Annotated in this window: 21 protein-coding genes; 10 read left to right on the plus strand and 11 right to left on the minus strand. The window is 72.4% G+C overall.

Going from position 1 to position 15,981, the window contains the following annotated elements:
• Positions 1-217: 217 nt before the first annotated feature.
• On the minus strand, positions 218-913 hold the full coding sequence (locus E1292_RS43860; RefSeq protein WP_132605551.1) for an SDR family NAD(P)-dependent oxidoreductase: 696 nt from the start codon (positions 911-913) through the stop codon (positions 218-220).
• Between the two features lie 103 nt (positions 914-1,016).
• On the opposite strand from E1292_RS43860, the gene E1292_RS43865 reads away from it, so the two are divergent.
• Positions 1,017-1,895 (plus strand): helix-turn-helix domain-containing protein, encoded by an 879-nt coding sequence (locus E1292_RS43865; protein WP_132605553.1) that lies wholly within the window; start codon positions 1,017-1,019, stop codon positions 1,893-1,895.
• A gap of 7 nt (positions 1,896-1,902) precedes the next feature.
• Here E1292_RS43865 and E1292_RS43870 read toward each other — a convergent pair whose 3' ends face one another.
• Positions 1,903-2,319, minus strand: a complete 417-nt coding sequence (locus E1292_RS43870; RefSeq protein WP_132605555.1) for a Clp protease N-terminal domain-containing protein — start codon at positions 2,317-2,319, stop codon at positions 1,903-1,905.
• A gap of 59 nt (positions 2,320-2,378) precedes the next feature.
• Positions 2,379-3,380: a zinc-dependent alcohol dehydrogenase family protein gene (locus E1292_RS43875; RefSeq protein ID WP_132605557.1), complete on the minus strand. Its 1,002-nt coding sequence runs from the start codon at positions 3,378-3,380 to the stop codon at positions 2,379-2,381.
• Positions 3,381-3,468: 88 nt separating this feature from the next.
• Here E1292_RS43875 and E1292_RS43880 point away from each other — a divergent pair, with 88 nt between their 5' ends.
• Entirely contained in the window at positions 3,469-3,852 is a 384-nt protein-coding gene (locus E1292_RS43880; RefSeq protein WP_132605559.1) for an ArsR/SmtB family transcription factor, read from the plus strand.
• Here the strand turns inward: E1292_RS43880 and E1292_RS43885 are convergent.
• Both E1292_RS43885 and E1292_RS43890 read right to left on the minus strand, forming a co-directional pair.
• Positions 3,820-5,229 (minus strand): MFS transporter, encoded by a 1,410-nt coding sequence (locus E1292_RS43885; RefSeq protein WP_132605561.1) that lies wholly within the window; start codon positions 5,227-5,229, stop codon positions 3,820-3,822. The genes E1292_RS43880 and E1292_RS43885 overlap by 33 nt on opposite strands.
• 156 nt (positions 5,230-5,385) lie before the next feature.
• Positions 5,386-5,997: a TetR/AcrR family transcriptional regulator gene (locus E1292_RS43890; protein WP_132605563.1), complete on the minus strand. Its 612-nt coding sequence runs from the start codon at positions 5,995-5,997 to the stop codon at positions 5,386-5,388.
• A gap of 130 nt (positions 5,998-6,127) precedes the next feature.
• On the opposite strand from E1292_RS43890, the gene E1292_RS43895 reads away from it, so the two are divergent.
• The 3 genes from E1292_RS43895 to E1292_RS43905 all read left to right on the plus strand — a co-directional run bounded on the left by E1292_RS43895 (position 6,128) and on the right by E1292_RS43905 (position 8,392).
• On the plus strand, positions 6,128-6,988 hold the full coding sequence (locus E1292_RS43895) for an SDR family oxidoreductase (RefSeq protein WP_132605565.1): 861 nt from the start codon (positions 6,128-6,130) through the stop codon (positions 6,986-6,988).
• A gap of 109 nt (positions 6,989-7,097) precedes the next feature.
• Positions 7,098-7,874: a MerR family transcriptional regulator gene (locus E1292_RS43900; protein WP_132605567.1), complete on the plus strand. Its 777-nt coding sequence runs from the start codon at positions 7,098-7,100 to the stop codon at positions 7,872-7,874.
• A complete protein-coding gene (locus tag E1292_RS43905) occupies positions 7,871-8,392 on the plus strand; it encodes a GyrI-like domain-containing protein (RefSeq protein WP_132605569.1) in 522 nt (173 codons plus the stop codon). Before E1292_RS43900 ends, E1292_RS43905 begins: the two co-directional genes overlap by 4 nt.
• A 60-nt stretch (positions 8,393-8,452) precedes the next feature.
• Here E1292_RS43905 and E1292_RS43910 read toward each other — a convergent pair whose 3' ends face one another.
• From E1292_RS43910 to E1292_RS43935, 6 genes are all read right to left on the minus strand, one after another.
• Positions 8,453-8,800, minus strand: coding sequence for a DJ-1/PfpI family protein (locus E1292_RS43910; protein WP_165975050.1), 348 nt, complete (start codon positions 8,798-8,800; stop codon positions 8,453-8,455).
• 285 nt (positions 8,801-9,085) lie between these two features.
• Positions 9,086-9,967: a DUF8832 domain-containing protein gene (locus E1292_RS43915; RefSeq protein ID WP_132605577.1), complete on the minus strand. Its 882-nt coding sequence runs from the start codon at positions 9,965-9,967 to the stop codon at positions 9,086-9,088.
• Positions 9,968-10,000: 33 nt separating this feature from the next.
• Entirely contained in the window at positions 10,001-10,657 is a 657-nt protein-coding gene (locus tag E1292_RS43920) for a winged helix-turn-helix domain-containing protein (protein ID WP_342775773.1), read from the minus strand.
• A complete protein-coding gene (gene thyX / locus E1292_RS43925) occupies positions 10,630-11,412 on the minus strand; it encodes an FAD-dependent thymidylate synthase (protein WP_132605579.1) in 783 nt (260 codons plus the stop codon). The genes E1292_RS43920 and thyX overlap by 28 nt, the downstream gene beginning before the upstream one ends.
• 84 nt (positions 11,413-11,496) lie before the next feature.
• Positions 11,497-11,811: a DMT family transporter gene (locus E1292_RS43930; RefSeq protein ID WP_132605581.1), complete on the minus strand. Its 315-nt coding sequence runs from the start codon at positions 11,809-11,811 to the stop codon at positions 11,497-11,499.
• Positions 11,808-12,434 (minus strand): FMN-dependent NADH-azoreductase, encoded by a 627-nt coding sequence (locus E1292_RS43935; RefSeq protein ID WP_132605583.1) that lies wholly within the window; start codon positions 12,432-12,434, stop codon positions 11,808-11,810. Before E1292_RS43935 ends, E1292_RS43930 begins: the two co-directional genes overlap by 4 nt.
• Positions 12,435-12,511: 77 nt before the next feature.
• Between E1292_RS43935 and E1292_RS43940 the strand changes: the two genes are divergently transcribed.
• The 5 genes from E1292_RS43940 to E1292_RS43955 all read left to right on the plus strand — a co-directional run.
• Positions 12,512-13,066 (plus strand): TetR/AcrR family transcriptional regulator, encoded by a 555-nt coding sequence (locus E1292_RS43940; RefSeq protein ID WP_132605585.1) that lies wholly within the window; start codon positions 12,512-12,514, stop codon positions 13,064-13,066.
• A gap of 21 nt (positions 13,067-13,087) precedes the next feature.
• The gene (locus tag E1292_RS55290) at positions 13,088-13,219 is read left to right on the plus strand and encodes a hypothetical protein (RefSeq protein WP_281284143.1); all 132 of its coding nucleotides are present in this window, start codon (positions 13,088-13,090) and stop codon (positions 13,217-13,219) included.
• A gap of 9 nt (positions 13,220-13,228) precedes the next feature.
• The gene (locus E1292_RS43945) at positions 13,229-14,413 is read left to right on the plus strand and encodes a sensor histidine kinase (RefSeq protein ID WP_132605587.1); all 1,185 of its coding nucleotides are present in this window, start codon (positions 13,229-13,231) and stop codon (positions 14,411-14,413) included.
• Positions 14,410-15,096 carry a response regulator gene (locus tag E1292_RS43950; RefSeq protein WP_132605589.1) on the plus strand — a complete coding sequence of 229 codons (687 nt, stop codon included), beginning with the start codon at positions 14,410-14,412 and terminating at the stop codon, positions 15,094-15,096. The genes E1292_RS43945 and E1292_RS43950 overlap by 4 nt, the downstream gene beginning before the upstream one ends.
• A gap of 224 nt (positions 15,097-15,320) precedes the next feature.
• A partial coding sequence (locus tag E1292_RS43955) for a hypothetical protein (RefSeq protein WP_132605591.1) occupies positions 15,321-15,981 on the plus strand: 661 nt, incomplete at its 3' end.

Genomic DNA, 15,981 nt, shown 5'->3' on the forward strand with positions numbered 1-15,981 from the left:
GAGCCCGGGCACGATGAGGAAGCCGCCCCCGCGCGGGCCGGCGACGATGTCGTGGCCGGCGCCATCACCCTGAAGGCCGCCCTCGGGGACCTGACGGTGCTCAGCCGTTCCGAGAGCCTGCTGCTGGGCGACTGGCTCGACCGGATCATCGAACTAGGCGCCGGGGCCGCCTGACGGCTCCTGCGCATGGCCGGCGCGGCCGGAGCTCACCGGCGCATCACCAGGCCATCGCACCGTGACGGTCACGGAAGGCCCCGGTCGGCCCGTCCGCTCCGATGGTGGCGAGTTCGACGATCGCGTCGGTCCCCTCCGTCACGGTCTGCGGGCCGCTGTGCCCGTTGAAGTCGGTCGCCGTATAGCCCGGATCGGCCGCGTTCACCTTCACGTCCGTCCAGGCCTTCGCGAACTGCGTGGTCAGCATGGTCACGGCCGCCTTCGACGACGTGTAGAGCGGCGTGACGACCGTCGACTCGACGCGCCCGGCGTCGTGGGTCACGGCGAACGACCCCATGCCGCTCGACACGTTGACGATGACCGGGTTGGCGGACCTGCGCAGCAGCGGCAGGAAGGCGTGCGTCACCCGGACGATCCCCACGACGTTGACCTCGAACACCTCCCTGGCGTCGGCGGCCGTGATCTGGTCGGCGGGGCTGTGCGTCCCGTGGATCCCCGCGTTGTTGACGAGGACGTCGATGAATCCCTCGCGAGCTTCGACATCGGCCGCGGCCGCGGCCACCGACGCGTCGTCGGTCACGTCGATCTGGACGGAACGAGCGCCGAGCGCGTCGGCCGCCGCCTGGCCGAGCCCCGCGTCGCGAGCGCCGATGAGGACGGTGTGGCCGGCCTCGATCAGCCGGCGAGCGGTCTCGTATCCGAGGGACCTGTTGGCTCCCGTGATGAATGTTGTGGTCATGCCCTCACTCTCTGCCCGGTGACGGGAGCCGAACCAGTGCCCTCCGCGACGGTGGGACGGCCAGTACCAGGCAGAACAGCACATCTGCGGGCATGATGGACGGGTGGACGAGACCCTTGGCAAGGCGTTGCGCCGCTGGCGCGACCGGCTCTCTCCCGTCGACATCGGGCGGACGGCGTTGCGCGGCCGACGGGCGGCGGGGTTGCGGCGCGAGGAACTCGCCGAGCTCGCAGGGTTGTCGGTCGACTACGTGGTACGCCTGGAGCAAGGGCGCGCCACGAGCCCTTCCGCGCAGGTCGTCGCCGGCCTGGCCAGGGCACTGCAGCTGGATCCCGTGGAGCGCGATCACGCGTACCGGCTGGCCGGGCTCCTCCCGCCGCGCGAGGGGACGATCTCCACGCACGTTCCTGCGGGGGTGCAACGGATGCTGGCTCGCCTCGGGGAGTTCCCCGTGGGCGTGTTCAGCGCCGACTGGACCTTGCTGTCCTGGACCCCCGCATGGGCGGCGCTCCTGGGCGACCCCAGCGCGCGGACGCGGGCCGAGCGGAACCTGGTGCGGGCGGTCTTCGCCACCGGGCCCAGCGGGCTCGCCGCCTGGCCCGTGCTCCACGACGGCGACGCCCTCAACCGCGCCCTCGTCGCCGACCTCCGCACGGCTCTCGTCGACCACCCCCGCGACCGCGGACTGATCGCCCTTGTCGCGGACCTGCGCTCCGGCAGCGCGGAGTTCACCCGGCTGTGGGACGAGGGAGCGGTCGGCCGGCACGTCTCAGCCCGCAAGACCATCGTCCACCCCCAGGTCGGCGACGTGACGTGCGACTGCGATGTGCTCACCGTCCCGGGCTGCGACGTCCGGCTCGTCGTCTACACGGTGGCCGCGGGCTCCGCCGACGCGGAGAAGCTGGAGTTCCTGCGGGTCACGAACGGAGTGCCCGCCGCCGGCTCCCCGCCTCCGGTGCCCGGCCCGTCCTCCACACCGTGACGCGCTTTCAGCGGTCGTCGCCGTGGAGGACCCTGACGACCTGGTCGCGGGTCTGGTGCAGGCCGACGCCAAGAGCCTCAGCCCCGTCGTCGTGGAGGAGGCCGAGCAGGAAATGCTCGGTGCCGACGTACCGGTGCCCGAGCTCGGCCGCCTCACGGCGGGCCAGCTCCGTGAGACGGCCGATGTCCGCGTTCGCGGCCCAGGAGCGCGTTCCGCCGAGGTCGACGCCGAGGCTGTTGAGCGTTGTGACGGCCACGCCCTCGTCCAGGCGGGCCAGACCTGCCAACAGGTGATCGCCGGTGACACGGTCATGGCCCTGGGCCCTCGCCTCCTGCTCGGCCAGGTCGAGGACGCGCCGCGCACGGGCCGTCAGCAGGCGCTCCAGGGGTTGATGAAGGGTGGCCTTCTTCCGCTTCCTCAGCATGACGCCTCCGTCCGAGCGGGCACTGGGTTCAGTATGGCGGTGCCGACGTGATCCCGCTTTCAGCGGTCGACCGTGACGACGATCTTGCCGATCTGGTTTCCCGCCTCCATGTAGCGGTGTGCCTCCACGATCTCCTCCAGGCCGAAAACCCGGTCCACGACGGGCTCGAACGCGCCGGTGCGCAGGCCCGAGGTGACGAACGCCGCAGCCCGGCGCAGGGTCTCGGGGTCGGCGGTCGTCTCCCGGACGACGACGTAGGTGCGCATGTTCAGCGCGGGCATGCCGAGGTCGAACGCCGGGTAGGGCGTCGGCTCGCCGCTCAACAGCCCGTACAGCAGCAGCGTGCCGCCGGGCGCGACGATCCTGGCCAGGTCCGTCACCCCAGGTCCGGCGACGGCGTCGAAGGCGACCTCGACGCCCTGGCCCGCCGTCAGGTCGCGCACGCGCTCGACCACATCCTCCTCGCCGGTCACGATGACCTCGGTCGCGCCGGCCTTGATCAGCGCGTCCTTCTTGGCGCCTGTGCGGGTGGCGGCGATCGGCGTCGCCCCCACGCGGTTGGCCATCTGGATCGCGGCCAGCCCCACGCTGCTGGAGGCGGCGGTGATCAACACCGTGTCCCCGGCACGCAGCCCGCTGACGTCCACCAGCGCTCCATAGGCGGTCAGGTACGGCATCCAGACCGCCGCTCCCTTGACCGGATCGAGCCCTTCGGGGCGGTGCAGCACCGCCGACGCGGGGACCACGGCGCGTTCGGCGTACACGCCGTAGTCGTTCATCGAGAACGCGGGCAGCACGCTGATCGCGTCACCGGCCGCGAAGCCCGTCACTCCAGCGCCGATGCCCTCGACCACGCCGGCGGCTTCGGTGCCGAGTCGTGCGGGGAACTGCCGTACCGGCTCGATGTAGGTGCCGTCGCGGAACAGCGCCTCGGCCCGGTTGAGGCCGATCGCCTCCACCCGGACCAGCAGTTCGTCAGGGCCGGGCGCGCCGACCTCCACGTCTTCGAGCCGCAGCACCTCCGGGCCGCCGAGCTCGTGAAACCGCACCGTCCTGGCCATTTCGCCATCTCCTCGTCTCGTGCAGGCTCACACTCAAGCCAAAAGTTCGATGTCTGTCAAACTTCGATGAGCATCGTACTATAAGGACATGGTCACAGGACGACAAGGCGGGCAGGACCGCGTGCCGCCACATCCCGACATCGCCGGGGTCCACCTGCAGCAGGTGCTCGAGGCCCTCGTCGACCCGGTGCGCCGCCAGATCGTGCGCGAGTTGCACGCGGCCGACGAGGCCCTCAGGTGCGGCGTGATCGACCTGCCGGTCAGCAAGTCCACCGCCACCCACCACTTCAACGTGCTGCGCGAGGCGGGCCTCATCCGCCAGTACTACGTCGGCACCTCCCGCATGAACGCGCTACGCCGCGACGAGGTCGAGAAGGTGTTCCCCGGCCTGCTGGCCCTCGTCGCCGCCGAGGACCATCCGGGCGCCGGCAGGCCGTCGTCAGGTCGGGCGGGCCCTGGCGGCACGCCGTAGCACCAGGCTGATCAGCATCGCCGTCGCCGTCGCGGCCGTCCCCGCCCAGGCGGCGGTGGTGTAGCCGGTCTCGGTGGGGAAGGTGGCGCCGGCGCCGGTGTGGGCGGCCAGCACCAGCCCGGCGAGCGCGCTGCCGAGGGAGAAGCCGACGCTGCGCACGACCTGGTTGACGCCCATCGCGCTGGAGGTCTCCTCCGGCGGGACGGCGGCCAGGATGGTGCCCGCCATCGCGGCGGAGAAGACGCCGACGCCCAGCCCGAGCAGGCCCATCACGGCGAACGCCAGCCACAGCTGGCCGCGGGCCAGCGCGAACACCACGAGCGCCGCCAGGACCACGCCGCCACCGCCGGCCAGGACCGTCATGACCGGGACCCGCCCGCGCAACCAGGGCACCAGTTTGCCGCCCGCGAAGCCCAGCGCCGAGAACGGCACGAGCACCAGGCCGGCGACGAAGACGTCCACGCCGAAGCCGTACCCGGCCGGCTCGGGCGTCTGCACGTAGCGGGTGACCAGGGACAGCAGCAGGTACATGCCGACCCCGCCGAGAAGCATGATCACGTTGGCCCCGGCCACCGCGGGGTGCCGCAGCAGGGAGAGGTCCACCAGCGGGGCGGCGCACCGGCGTTCGCGGCGCACCCAGGCGGTGAGCAGCACGGCAGAGGCGGCCGGCAGCGCGGCGGCGAGCGCCGGGTACCCGGTCCACAGGCTGGTCTGGCTGATCGACAGGGACAGGGCGACGAGACCGGCGCTGAGGAGCGCGGCCCCGGGCACGTCGACGGCCGCCGACCGGCCCGGAGGCGGCTGCGGCACCGCCCACCAGGCCGCGGCCAGCGCGGTCGCGGTGATCAGCAGGCCGAGCCCGTACGCCATCCGGAGCCCTGAGACGGAGGTGAGGAGCCCGGCCAGCGGATAGCCGATGCCGATGCCGACGATGGACGCCACCGACAGCAGCGCGATCGCCGCACCGGAGCGCTGCCGCGGCAGGTGGTCGCGGGCCACGCCCATCATCAACGCGGGCAGGCCCAGACCGGCGCCCTGGGCGACCCGCCCGGCCAGCAGCCAGCCGAACGAGGGCGGCACCACGGTCAGCAGGCTGCCGGCCACCACCACGGCGAGGGTGAGGAGGACAACCCGGCGCCTGCGCGGCCCGGCGCCAAGACGCCCGAGCACGGGGGTGGCGACCGCCCCCACCAGGAGCGGGGCGGTGAGCGTCCACTGCGCGGCGGCCAGCGAGACGCCGAACTCACCCGCCACAGCGGTGATCAGCGGCGCCCCCAGGCTGCCCACCACGGCGACGACCAGGGCGATGAACATCAACGCGGGCACCAGCAACCGGCCCTCGACCCCCGGCGGGGACTCGTTCGCGCTGCTGGTCATCGGCTCGCCTCGGTCGTCCCGCTGGTGTCGTTGACGCGCCGCCGACCCTATCCTGACGTGTCACGAGATCAACATCCTGACGTGTCACGGCACCAACGACGGCCTCCACCGCGCTGACCGGGCCCGTCCGCTCCGGACATCCCGGCGGCGTACTCCTCAGCGACGCGGGCGCAGGCCGTTGAGCGCGGTCTCGACGACGCTGTCGGCATAGCCGGGGGTGAGCCCTCCGGCGCGCTGGAGCCAACGGTTGAGCAGCGGCCCCCAGATCATGTCGACGGCCACGTCGAGATCGAGGTCCTCGGCCAGCTGCCCGGCCCGCTGGGCGCTGCGCAGCCGCCCCTTCTTCAGCTCTCTCATGGGGCCGTCCAGTCGTTCCGCGTAGAGGGCGGCGAGCGCGGGATCGTGCGTGATCTCCGTGTTCAGAGCGCGCATCGGCTCGTCGTAGCGCGGATCGTTGAGCTCTTCGACCGTGGCCCGGAGCACCGCCTTCAGGTCCGCCTCCAGATCGCCGGTGTCGGGCAGGGCGCTTTCTCCGCCGTCCGGCTGCTCGCTGAGCATGAGGAAGGCGTCGAAGAGCACCGCCCCCTTGGAAGGCCACCAGCGGTAGATCGTCTGCTTGCCGACACCGGCCCGCGCGGCGATGCCCTCGATGCTCAGCTTGGCGTATCCCACCTCCTGCACCAGCTCGAAGGCGGCGGCGAGGATGGCTCGCCGGGAGGCCTCGTTCCGGCGGGTCGCGTTGGAGGGCGGCTTGCGCTGTGTCGTCATGCCGCCAACCTAACAAAATCGAGACGAGACGGTCCGTCTTGACGCAGGGGAGGGGAGCCGGTACCGTCACTCATCGAGACGAGACGGACCGTCTCGTAATCGGAGAACGCAACCGATCGGAGTTCCGCCCATGCGCACCCCGGAAACCGTCCCTTCCCGCACCTGGTTCATCACGGGAGCCAGTCGCGGCCTGGGCCGTGCGTTCGCCCTCGCCGCGCTGGAGCGCGGCGATCGAGTGGCCGCCGCCGCCCGGACCGTCGCGCGGCAGGACTTCGACGAACGGTACGGAGACCGGCTCCTCGCCCTGCCCCTGGACGTGACCGACCGCGACGCGGTGTTCGCCGCCGTCGACACCGCCGTCGAGCACTTCGGCCGGCTCGACATCGTGGTGAACAACGCCGGGACCATGTCCTCGGGCATGATCGAGGAGTTCACCGAGGCCGAGGCGCGCGCCCAGCTGGAGGTCAATCTCTTCGGGGCGATGTGGGTCTGCCAGGCCGTCCTGCCGCACCTGCGTGCCCAGGCATCAGGTCACATCGTGCAGATCTCCAGCATCGGCGGCCTGGGCGGCTTCCCCAGCACGGGGATGTACAGCGCCAGCAAGTTCGCGCTGGAGGGCATGAGCGAGGCGCTGGCGATGGAGGCCGCGCCGTTCGGCGTCAAGCTCAGCATCGTCCAGCCCGGCGGCTACTGGACCGACCTCTACACCAGCATGACGACGACGTCGCCCGCGCCGGAGTACGGCCCGCTGCGCGCCGAGCAGGAGAAGCAGTGGGCCGAGGGATCGATCGACAGCGAGCCGCGGCTGGCCGCCGAGGCGCTGCTGGAGCTGGTCGACAGCGCGGACCCGCCGCTGCGGCTGCTGCTCGGCAGCATGGTCTACGACCTGGCCTTCGACATCTCCCGGCGGCGGATGGAGACCTGGGCCGCCTGGGAGCAGGTCAGCCGCGCCGCCGAACACGCCGTACCCGCCCCCGGAACCGCCGGCTGACCACCGCACCGGCCGTTCCTGCGCCGCCGCGCCGGCGCAGGAACCGCCGGTCGACCACCCGCCACGCCCGGGTGGACCCTCCCACAGGGGGAGACGCCATGCTGGGGGCATGGACGAGGAACTGCTGCCGATCGGGCAGTTCGCCAGGCTCAGCCGGCTGAGCGTCAAACAGCTGCGGCACTACGCCCAGCTCGGCCTGCTCGTGCCCGCGTACGTGGACGAGCGCACCGGCTATCGCTACTTCCGGCACGAGCAGGCGCGCGACGCGCTGTCGATCGGGCTGCTGCGCTCGCTCGACGTCCCGCTCGCCGTCATCGCGCAGGTGCTGTCCGGCACGTCCGGCGTCCTGGAGGAGGTGCACGAGCGGCTGGAGGCCGAGCTGGCCAGGCGCCGATCGACGCTCTCCGCCCTGGAGCGCGTCATGGCGGAGGGCCTGCCGTCCGCCCCTGTCACGGTGGTCACGGAACCGGCGCGGCGCGTGGCGGTGGTCACGACGACGGCGGCGGATCCGTCGGACATCGGCGCGGCCACCTCGGCCGCCATCGCCGGCCTGCTGCGGGCCGGGCCGTCGGACGCCGCTCCCGAGCTCATCGGCCTGTTCCCGCTCGACTTCGGCGAGCCTGTCACCGTCACCGTCGCCCTGGTCAGCGAGGAGCGGGTGGCGGGGGCGGAGCTCGACGTGCTGCCAGGCGGCCGGTTCGCCCGCGCCACGCACGTCGGCCCCTACGACCAGATCGGGCTGACCGCGTACGCGCTGCTGTCCTGGTGCGCCGAGCGGCTCTGCCCCGTCCGCGGCCCGATCCGCGAGGTGTACGTGTCCGACCCGGCGACCACCCCGCCCGATCGGCTGATCACCCACCTGATGATCCCTCTGGAGGAGCTGTGACACCGAAGGTGGTCCACCGCGGCCCTGTCACCTGCCTGAACGTCACCGGCGTGGGAGAGCCCGGCGGTGCCGAGCACGTCTCGGCCATCGGCGCCCTGTACGCCGTGGCCGCCGCCATGGGCGGCCTCGCGGGGCCGCTGGAGGGACGTTGGTGGGTGGAGGACACCTCCCGGCCGCCGCTGGAGGTGCCGCGCGATCAGTGGCGGTGGCACCTGCTGCTGCCGCTGCCTGACGTACCCGAGCCGGGGACGGCCGAGGCGGCGCGCGAGCGGGCACGCGCGTCCGGTGCGGCCGTCGACCGCGTGCAGGTCGTCACCTTCACCGAAGGCGAGTGCGTGGAGTTGCTCCACGAGGGGCCCTACAGCGAGGAGAAGGCGTCCCTCGACGTGATGGAGGCGTTCATGGCCGAGCACGGTCTGGTGCCCAACGGGCTGCACCACGAGATCTACCTGACCGATTTCACCGATCCTCGGCCCAGGACGATGCTCAGGCAACCGGTGGCACACGCCGCCGGGTGAGACCGGGATCCGCGTTCTCGTACGCGCCGCGATCGACGACCATCGCGACGACCCGTACTGTCAGGGGCGCCGCCAGACCACACCGCGCTGTTCGTACTCCATCGCGGCTTCGACCTGGATGCTGATGTCGGCGCCCAATTCGCGGGTGACCAGCCAGAGCCCTAGATCGAGACCGGAGGTGATCCCGCCGGACGTGATGAGGTCGCCGTCGTCGACGACGCGGGCGTTGATGACCTTCCCGCCCTGTGCGGCGAGTTCGGCCTTGGAGGCGCTGTGGGTCGTGCACGGGCGGCCCCGGGTCGGGCCCGCGGCCGAGAGCAACGTGACTCCGCTGCAGACGCCGGTCATGATCACCCCTGCCTTGTGCGCGCGTACGACGTTCGCGAGGACCTGCTTGTCCTTGATCAGGGTGTGATACCCGGCCGAACACGCCGACCGCGGCGCCGCCGACGACGGGGTTCACCGGGCGGCCACGCCGTTCCGCCATGGTGGTCGCCAGCACCACGACGAGGCTGGCGATGCCGGCGATCGCGCCCTCGCGCGGTCCGTCGGTGGACAGCCGCACGGTGTACGCGGCGATGGAGGCCGTCATCGTGGTGCCGCCGGCGCCGGCCAGCCAGGCCGGGATCACCAGCAGGCCTGCCGCGATCAACGCCAGGGCCGCCGCCAGGAGGGCGAACATGTTCCTCGTGCTCATCGTGCCGGCCTCCCTGGCTCGGGAATGTCCACGGTCATGGGCGCGGTCCGCACCGCGTAGCCGCGTTCGGCCTGCACCCACACGAGATACCGGCCGGGCAGCGGAAAGGTGTAGGTGAACGGTACGTCGGGTCCGAACGCGGCGACGCTCTCGTCCGGCCGGTTCTGCCGGCCCGGCACCATCGCGTGCACGTGAGCCCAGATCGGCGCGTCCGCGATCTCGGAGGTGACGGGTCCGACGACGATCATGTGACCGGCCATGCCCAGCCACGGCTGCTGGTCCCGCGTGCCGAACCGCGCCGTGATGGTGCTGGGCGATCCGGCGGGTGCGATGCGGCGTTCCACGCCGAAGTCCTTCGTGGCCGGCGCCGTGCCGCCCGCGGCCTCAAGGGTGATCGTGGTGCGGAGCTGCTGCCTGCCGCCGCCGCGCCGGGCGATCTCGGCTGTGACCGCGTAGCGCCCCTGCTCCGGCGCGGTGAACTTCACCCGGTGGTCGCCGGGCGCCACGCGGACCGGGTGAAGATGCCAGAGCCTTCCGACAGGGGACACGACGACCAGGTGGATCAGCGCACTGTCGTGGACCAGCAGGTCGTCGACGGGGTGCCCGGTCGACCCGTCGGTCAGCGCCAGGCGCAGATCTCCGTCACGCGTCTCCGCGGCCAGGTTCACCGGCGGGCGCGAGCCGTCCACCGGGGCCAGGCGCGCGGCGCCGTACGGGTCGGCGATGCCGGCGGCGGTCGGGTCCAGCACGGAGCCCGGCGGCGGAAGCGGCGGCGCGCTCCACGACAGCGTCACCGCCGTCACCGCCACGGCCAGCGCCGCCACCGCGCCCGAGGCGGGCACCAGAGCGGCCATGCCCGGCCGGCGGACCGCGACCACCAGCGTCGCCAGCGCGCGCGGGTTCTCCTGGAGTCATCCGGCGGGTCGGGCGAGGAAGCGGTAGCCGATGGCGCGCACCGTGCCCACGAACCGGGGGGTGCTCGCGTCGTCGCCGAGCGCGCGCCGCAGCGTGCGGATGTGGACGTCCACCACGCGTTCGTCGCCGAAGAAGTCGTTGCCCCACACGTGCTCGATGAGCCCGCGGCGGGTGAACACTCGGCCCGGGACCTGGGCCAGCGCCACCAGCAGATCGAAGTCGAGCGCGGACAACTCCGGTGTGCGGTCGGCATCGACGGTGACCGTACGCGTGTCAGGGTCGATGAGCAGGCCGTCGAAGCGCAGGGTCCGGTCCGCGGCGGCCTGGTCGGGCACCTCGGCGCGGCGCAGGATGGCCCGCGCCCGCAGCGCGAGTTCGCGGGCGCTGAACGGCTTGGTGCCGTAGTCGTCGCTGCCCGCGGTGAAGCCGATGATCCGGTCGACCTCCTCCGTCCGGGCGGTGAGCAGGATCACCGGCACCTGGCTGGTCGCCCGGATCCGGCGCAGGAGCTCGAACCCGTCCAGCCCGGGCAGCATCACGTCCAGCACGACCAGGTCGGGCTGCTCGCGGGCGACCGAGGCGAGGCCGAGCGGCCCGCGGTGGAGTCTCCGCGGCCCTCGCCGGGTCAGACCTTGCGCCAGCCCGGCACCCAGGCTCCGTCCTCCACCACGTAGTCGCCGAAGAGGGCGGGCGCCTCCTCGCGCATGAGCTCACCGATGCGCTGGAACAGCAGGCGGATCTCCTCCTCCGCGCCGACGGCGGTGCGGGCCTCGATCGTGTGCCGCAGCGTGCGCACGTTGGCGGTCCACACCAGCCCGGTCGCCAGGCCTTCGGGGGCGAACCTGCGCATGAACGACGTGCGGTGCTTCTTCTCCGAGAACGGCACGCCCTCCTCGTCGAGCCCGAAGTGGCCGGACATCCACCGCTGGAACTGCTCGAGCTGCTCCAGGACGGCTGTGGCCCGCTTCATCAGCTCGTCGTCTTCGCGCGCCCATTCCGGGAACCAGAACGGCAGCTCGTCCAGGCGCACGAACCGCAGCGACTCCTGGGAGATCGCCACGCCGGGACGATGCCTGACCAGCTCATGGGTGAGGACGCGGCTCACGTTGTGCAGCACGAAGCTGAAGTTCATGTGCTCGAGGACCGAGCCGTGCGCGCTGGCCAGGATGTTTCGCAGGTAGTCTTCCTGGTCTTTCCTGATCCGGACCACGTTGGGGTTGAGCCCCGGTTCGAAGGAGCGGTAGCAGAGCCGGCCGGCGAACTCGGCGAGGTTCTGGGCGTCGAGGTCGCCGCGGTCCAGCCGCTCCAACCAGCTCTCCCCGCCGACCTCCGCCAGGTAGCGGGCGAGTTCGTCGTAGTCGAGCGCCGGACGGGCGACGACGAAGACCTGGGGTTCTACAGTGCGCATGGAAATCCCCCGTTTGGAGCGACCGCGTTGTGACGGCCCCAAGTCAACCAGCTCCGGGGCCCGGGGCGAGCACCTGCCCCGGCTTCACGTGGTGACCCTGGCCAACACTATCCCGCCCACTATCAGGGCGAGCGCCGCCATCCTCCCCACCGACACCGGGTCGTCGTTGACGACGATGCCCAAGGTGATCGCGCCCACGGCGCCGATGCCGGTGAAGACGGCGTACGCGGTGCCGACGGGCAGCGTGTTCATGGCCTGGGACAGGAGCCAGACGGCGGCGGCCATCAGGATCAGGCAGATGAGGGTGGGCAGCGGCCGGGTGAAGTTGTGCGTCGGCCTGATGCTCTGTGACCAGGCCACCTCGATCAGCCCGGCCAGCAGCAGGATCAGCCAGTTCATCGGGCCGCCTCCTCGAGCGCCGCGGCCAGTGACTTCTCGTGCTGCTCGCGCAGGTGCGCCAGCGCCGGGTCGAGGCGGGCGTTGACCAGCTCCGCGTGGATGAACGTGACGTCCTCGACCCGGAAGTGGCCCTTGAAGAAGTCGCGCAGGTAGCGCTCCTGGTGGTCGTACGGCTCGCGGGGCGTGCCGGGGCCGTACGCGCCGCCGCGCGCGCTCGTCACCACGAAGGAGCGGCCTTCGAGCGACATCTTGGGAAAGGTGATCTGGTCGAGCCAGGCTTTCAGCGACGAGGGGATCGAGTAGTTGTACATCGGCGTGCCGATGAGGATGACCTCGGCCGCGACCACCTCGTCGAGCAGCGGCTCCACGACGGCCCACGCCTGGCGCTGGGCGGGGGTGCGGGCGGCCTCCCGATAGCGCGTGATGTCGGTGATCTCGTGTCTCAGGACGTGGTCGCACAACTCCGTCCACGCCTCGCCGATGTGCGGCACGGGGTGCGCGGCCAGGTCGCGGTGGACGTAGGCGGCCTGGGGGTGCGCCGCTCGCCAGGTCTCGGCGTACCGGCGGGAAAGCCTCCGCGAGAACGACGCCCGGCGGGCGCTGGCGTCCAGGTGCAGCAGCATGATCTCTCCTCGGATGATATGTGGACACAGTGTCCAGTTGAGTATAAGCGGACGATGTGTCCACATACAATCGACCCATGGAGAGAGCCGATGCCGCTCGCAACCGAGCGCGGATCCTCGAGGCGGCCGCGCTGCTGTTCGCGGAGCGGTCCCCGGAGGACGTGACGATGGACGACATCGCCAGGAAGGCCGGGGTGGGCCGGGGCACGCTCTATCGCCGCTACCCGGACCGGGCCTCGATCGCCGTCGCCCTGCTCGACGAGCACGAGCGGGACCTGCAAGAACGCCTGCTGCGCGGCGAGCCGCCGCTGGGCCCGGGCGCGCCGCCCGCCGAGCGGCTGGCCGCCTTCTACGCCGCCATGGTGGACCTGCTGGAGGACCACTCCCACCTGGTGCTCGGCTCGGAGGTGGGCCGCTCCCGCTTCGAGACCGGCGCGTACGGCTTCTGGCGCGCCCACGTGCGCGCCCTCCTGGCCGCCGCCGGCACGCGCGGCCCGGACGCGCTGGTCGACGTCCTGCTCGCCCCCCTGGCCCCCGAGGTGTACGGCTACCAGCGCACCGTGCTCGGCCTCGCCCCGGAGCGGATCACCGAGGCGCTGACCAGGCTCACGAAGGTCCTCGACCCGCCGTGAGCCGTCCGAGGACCGGGCCGCGTGGTGAGCGTGGCGCTCGCCGCGCGGATGCCCGTCCCCGCCCGCCGGCGCGGCACCCTGGTGCCCGGGCGCGTCGTCCGCCGCTGGTCTTGCCGGATGTCGGCGATCGTCTCGGGCGCCGTCCGCCGCTAGTCTTGCCGGATGTCCGCGAACGTCCCGGGCGCCGTCCGCCGCTGGCCGGACCTCTGGCGTGCTCGTCCCCCGTTCGCCAAGGACGGCACCCTCGCCGCGCTGCTCACGCTGCTGGCGTTCGTACCGACTCTGTCCGCCATCTCGGCGCAGCTCGGCGACCTGCCCGGACGCCCGGCAGACGCGCTGGCCGTGGCGCTGACCCTGGCCCAGTCCGCACCGCTGGCCGTGCGCCGCCGATGGCCCGCGGCCTGTCTGGCGGTCATCGGCACCGCCTTCGCCGTGCACCAGGCGCTGTCCTACCCGCCGACGTTCGCCAGCATCGGGCTCTATCTGGCGGTGTACGCGGCCGGAGCCCACCAAGCCCGGTTCCGTCTCGGCCTCGCTGCCGTGGCGAGCGCCGGCTATGCAACGCTGGCGGCCGTCCTGAACGGCCTCGGATCGCCCAATCGTGTCCAGGACTTCTCCGCGTTCTACCTGACGCTGGTGGTGGTCTGGATGGCCGGCGCAGGGATGCGCCGCCGCCAGGCGGAGGAGGCCGAGCGCCGGCGGCTCGCCGCGGACGTGGCCAAGGCCGCCGAGCGGGCCCGCATCGCCCGCGAGCTGCACGACGTGGTCACGCATCATGTGACCGCCATGGTGGTCCAGGCCGACGCGGCACAGTTCGTGATCGGCGCGGCGCCCGATCGGGCCGAGGCCGGGCTCGCCACCATCGGCGACACCGGGCGGCGGGCCCTCACGGAGCTGCGGCACCTGCTCGGCGTGCTGGAGGCGACCGGCGAGGCGGGTGCCGCGGACGACCGCACGCCGGCGCTGGGCGGGATCGGCGACCTCGTCGAGCAGGCCCGCGCGTCCGGCCAGCCCGTCGAGCTGGCCGAGCACGGCGAGCCGCGGCCACAGGCCGCGGACGTGGAGCTGGCCGCCTACCGGGTGGTGCAGGAGGCGCTCACCAACGCGATGAAATACGCGGCAGGACGGCCCACCCGGGTCACGGTGCACCACGATCCCGATCGCATCGCCATCGAGGTGACCAGCGACGGGCCCGCCGGCGCGGCACCCGCCGTGCCCTCGGGCGGGCGCGGTCTGGACGGGCTGCGCCAGAGGCTGCGCATGCTCGAAGGCGATCTGGTCGCCGCGGGCGGGCCCGACGGCGGGTTCAGCGTCCGCGCCTCCATCCCCGCCAGGAGCCAGGCATGACCGAGACCCCGATCAAGGTGCTCATCTGCGAGGACCAGGAACTCGTTCGGGCCGGCTACGTCACCGTCTTCTCCGCCCAGCCCGACATGGAGGTGGTCGGGGAGGCCGCCGACGGCCGCGCGGCGGTGGAGGCGGCCCGGCGGCTGCGCCCGGACATCGTCGTGATGGACATCCGGATGCCCGTCCTCGACGGCATCGAGGCCACCAGGCAGCTGGCCGGGCCCGGCGTCGCCGCTCCGGTCAAAGTGCTGGTCGTCACCACGTTCAACGTCGACGAGTACGTCTACGAAGCGCTCAGGGCCGGGGCCGCCGGCTTCCTGCTCAAAGACGCCAGGCCGGCGGAGCTGGTCAACGGCGTGCGGACGATCGTCCGCGGCGACTCCCTGCTGGCCCCCGCCGTCACCCGCACCCTCATCGGCCACTACGCCGGCCGCCTCCGCCCCGCCGACACCGCCAACCCGGCCAGGCAGGAGGTCGTACGCGCGCTGACCCCCCGTGAGCTCGAGGTGCTCGAACAGCTCGCCGCCGGCCTGTCGAACGCGGAGATCGCCGCGGAGCTGGTCATCACCGTCGAGACCGTGAAGACCTACGTGTCACGGATCCTGACGAAACTCGGCCTGCGCGACCGCGTGCAGGCGGTCGTCCTCGCATACCGGGTCGGGCTCGTCTCCGCTGCCGGCTGAGCCGCGACCCGTTCGCGCCGCGCTGTCAGCCGCAGTTGCCCCAGTCGTTGCGGGTGCCCTCGGCCAGGGGCCGCCGTGGCCGTGGAAATAGGCAGTCATATCGGGACACGTACCGAGCGGAAAAGGTCATGCGCTCGCAGGGCGCCCCTTGTTGAGCGCGTGCTCAAATCGTACACTGCAGTCTTGAGCGGTCGCTCAAAACGGAGGCCGCGAGAGGACGTCGCATGCAGCTTTACGTGGAGGCACGCGTACGAGCCGACCTGGACCTGCTCTGGCTCCGCACCCAGGATCCGGCACACCACCGGCGCTGGGACCTGCGCTTCACCCACATCGACCACCTGGCCCGCGCGGAGGGGGAGCCACAGCGGTTCCGGTACGGAGTCCGCCTCCTGCCGGGTCTCCTCGTCTCGGGAACGGGCATCGCCGCGGGCGAGAAGCGGCGCCCCGACGGCACCCGCACCTCGGCCCTCCGCTTCGCCTCCCCGCATCCCCTCTCACCGATCGCGCAAGGCCGCGGCTACTGGCGCTACATCCCCGACGGTGACGGCATCCGCTTCCTCACCGGCTACGACTACGAGCCGCGCTGGGGGCGCCCCGGCCGGATCGCCGACCGCTTCGTCCTGCGCCCGCTCATGGGATGGGCCACCGCCTGGTCGTTCGACCGGCTCCGGCTGTGGTGCGAGCGCGGCGTCACGCCCGAACGGTCACTGCGGCACGCGCTCGCCGAAGTGGCGGCACGCGCGCTGGCCATCGCGGTGGCCGCGGCAGTGGCGCCGCCGGCCGCCGTGCCGGTGGCGATCGCCGCGGCCTGGCTGCCGCCGTCGCGCCACACCCCGGCGGCCCGGCGCTGCCTGCGCCGCCCACCCGAACGCGGAGCCGCCACCC

This window comes from Nonomuraea deserti (assembly GCF_004348685.1).
Classification (GTDB): domain Bacteria; phylum Actinomycetota; class Actinomycetes; order Streptosporangiales; family Streptosporangiaceae; genus Nonomuraea; species Nonomuraea deserti.

Coding starts and splice junctions, on each gene's coding strand:
- E1292_RS43860 (WP_132605551.1), bottom strand. CDS start 913: ATGACCACAACATTCATCACGGGAGCCAACAGGTCCCTCGGATACGAG.
- E1292_RS43870 (WP_132605555.1), bottom strand. CDS start 2,319: ATGCTGAGGAAGCGGAAGAAGGCCACCCTTCATCAACCCCTGGAGCGC.
- E1292_RS43875 (WP_132605557.1), bottom strand. CDS start 3,380: ATGGCCAGGACGGTGCGGTTTCACGAGCTCGGCGGCCCGGAGGTGCTG.
- E1292_RS43880 (WP_132605559.1), top strand. CDS start 3,469: ATGGTCACAGGACGACAAGGCGGGCAGGACCGCGTGCCGCCACATCCC.
- E1292_RS43885 (WP_132605561.1), bottom strand. CDS start 5,229: ATGACCAGCAGCGCGAACGAGTCCCCGCCGGGGGTCGAGGGCCGGTTG.
- E1292_RS43890 (WP_132605563.1), bottom strand. CDS start 5,997: ATGACGACACAGCGCAAGCCGCCCTCCAACGCGACCCGCCGGAACGAG.
- E1292_RS43895 (WP_132605565.1), top strand. CDS start 6,128: ATGCGCACCCCGGAAACCGTCCCTTCCCGCACCTGGTTCATCACGGGA.
- E1292_RS43900 (WP_132605567.1), top strand. CDS start 7,098: ATGGACGAGGAACTGCTGCCGATCGGGCAGTTCGCCAGGCTCAGCCGG.
- thyX (WP_132605579.1), bottom strand. CDS start 11,412: ATGCGCACTGTAGAACCCCAGGTCTTCGTCGTCGCCCGTCCGGCGCTC.
- E1292_RS43930 (WP_132605581.1), bottom strand. CDS start 11,811: ATGAACTGGCTGATCCTGCTGCTGGCCGGGCTGATCGAGGTGGCCTGG.
- E1292_RS43935 (WP_132605583.1), bottom strand. CDS start 12,434: ATGCTGCTGCACCTGGACGCCAGCGCCCGCCGGGCGTCGTTCTCGCGG.
- E1292_RS43940 (WP_132605585.1), top strand. CDS start 12,512: ATGGAGAGAGCCGATGCCGCTCGCAACCGAGCGCGGATCCTCGAGGCG.
- E1292_RS43945 (WP_132605587.1), top strand. CDS start 13,229: ATGTCCGCGAACGTCCCGGGCGCCGTCCGCCGCTGGCCGGACCTCTGG.
- E1292_RS43950 (WP_132605589.1), top strand. CDS start 14,410: ATGACCGAGACCCCGATCAAGGTGCTCATCTGCGAGGACCAGGAACTC.